Annotated in this window: 1 protein-coding gene; it reads left to right on the forward strand. The window is 35.8% G+C overall.

Annotated elements, in window-relative coordinates; genetic code table 11:
• Positions 1-71: 71 nt before the first annotated feature.
• Positions 72-1,162 (forward strand): IS4-like element ISAba1 family transposase gene (locus tag FTT75_RS15660; RefSeq protein WP_085940648.1). Its coding sequence is split into 2 segments (ribosomal slippage): positions 72-612 and positions 612-1,162, totalling 1,092 coding nucleotides; the frame shifts between segments, so codons are not numbered across the junction.
• The last annotated feature ends 18 nt before the right edge of the window (positions 1,163-1,180 follow it).

Here is a 1,180-nt window from a genome sequence, read left to right on the forward strand (position 1 = left end):
CTCTGTACACGACAAAAATAGATAACTCATTGAAATAATGTCACAATAATTGTTTTCTAACGACGAATACTATGACACATCTCAATGAGTTATATCTTATCTTAAACAAATCTCTAAAATGGAACAAGTCACATTTAAAGTGCTTTGCGCTCATCATGCTTGTGATTATTTTAAAGCAAACATGTAATCTTTCTTCTGCATCTAAAGCCTTGCCCATCAAGTGTTTACCACAATCATTTTATCGACGTATGCAGCGCTTCTTTGCAGGTCAGTATTTTGATTATCGTCAAATTTCTCAGTTGATTTTCAATATGTTTTCATTCGACCAAGTGCAACTGACTTTAGATAGAACCAATTGGAAATGGGGAAAACGAAATATTAATATCCTGATGCTCGCAATCGTTTATCGTGGAATAGCGATACCTATCCTTTGGACATTGCTTAATAAACGTGGAAATTCAGATACGAAAGAGCGTATTGCTTTGATTCAACGCTTTATAGCCATTTTTGGTAAAGACCGTATTGTGAATGTGTTCGCAGACAGAGAGTTTATCGGTGAGCAGTGGTTTACATGGTTAATTGAACAAGACATCAACTTCTGCATTCGTGTTAAAAAAACTTCATTGTCACCAATCATTTAGGAAAGAATCATAAAATTAGTGATTTATTTCGCCATCTTAAAGTTGGTCAAATTGAATGTCGTAAACGACGGATTTTGGTTGGTCGGGTGAAACTATATATAAGTGCACTACAGTTAGAAAATGGAGAGCTTTTACTCGTCGTTTCTCCTCAGTTTAATGCCAATGCTATTCAGGATTATGCATTACGCTGGGAAATTGAAACCTTATTCAGTTGTCTCAAAGGACGCGGGTTTAATCTTGAAAATACGCGCTTGACAGACCCTAGACGAGTGAAAAAATTGATTGCGGTGTTAGCTATAAGCTTCTGTTGGTGTTACTTAACGGGTGAATGGCAACATAATCAAAAAAAAGCGATAAAAATAAAGAAGCATGGACGACTCTCAATGAGTTTATTTCGCTATGGTTTAGACTATGTTCAAATGGCGATTCAGCGTTTAATTGGTTTTGGGAAAAAAGAAGAGTTTAAGGAAATTTTGGCAATTTTAAGAAAGCAGAATCCTGATAGGATAAGGGTTCTGTGAAATTTGTCGTGTACAGAG

It is taken from the genome of Acinetobacter sp. YH01008 (genome assembly GCF_013420435.1).
Lineage (GTDB): Bacteria > Pseudomonadota > Gammaproteobacteria > Pseudomonadales > Moraxellaceae > Acinetobacter > Acinetobacter pseudolwoffii.